Source organism: Pseudovibrio sp. W74 (assembly GCF_001623085.1).
GTDB lineage: Bacteria > Pseudomonadota > Alphaproteobacteria > Rhizobiales > Stappiaceae > Pseudovibrio.
This window is the reverse complement of sequence record NZ_LMCJ01000020.1, coordinates 1-598: the sequence shown is the minus strand read 5'-3', so window position 1 is coordinate 598 and position 598 is coordinate 1. Positions and strand designations below refer to the sequence as shown.

1 protein-coding gene is annotated in these 598 nt (G+C 51.0%); it reads right to left on the bottom strand.

What is annotated here, in order from left to right; all coding sequences use genetic code 11:
• The coding region (locus PsW74_RS14615; protein WP_193777958.1) for a M48 family metalloprotease at positions 1-598 on the bottom strand (598 nt) is incomplete at both ends.

Here is a 598-nt window from a genome sequence, read left to right as displayed (position 1 = left end):
AGGCCAGCGAACACCTGCAACATGCGGTCCTTACCGAGCAGTTTTTGAGAGAACTCATCTGCCCGATACTCGCCCATGCGAGAGGTCAGGCCGGTGAGCCGAGCAGCAATAGTGATGATAAAATTGCAGGGAATAATGACGAAGTTGAAGAACAGTCCCACAAATGGAATCCTGTAAACCAGATTGTTGAGCTTCAAGGCGAACAGGAAAGGCCAGACAAGAGCGGTCCGAATAGCAATGTGCACCGTATCCCAATGGCGCAGATGACCGATCTCATGGGCAATGAGAGCAGCAAGTTCTTCCAATCCTTTGTCTCTAAACTTGGTGTCGTAAAGAGCACCCTGATTGAGCGCAACTCTGTTACGGCCAAAGGCGCAGGCGTTGTAGTTGGGCTTGTCAATCACACGCCAGACGATACGAGGCAGTTTGATGCCTTTGGCGTCAGCAATGCCCTGCAGGTATGCAAATGCTGCTTCGATCTGATGCAGTTCATACTCAGAGGGACGACGAGCACCAAGCTCAATGTCATAGAAGAGCTCGACCAGGCCAGGCACGCGCAAGATCAACCAGAACAAGAACACCTGAATTCCTACAATCA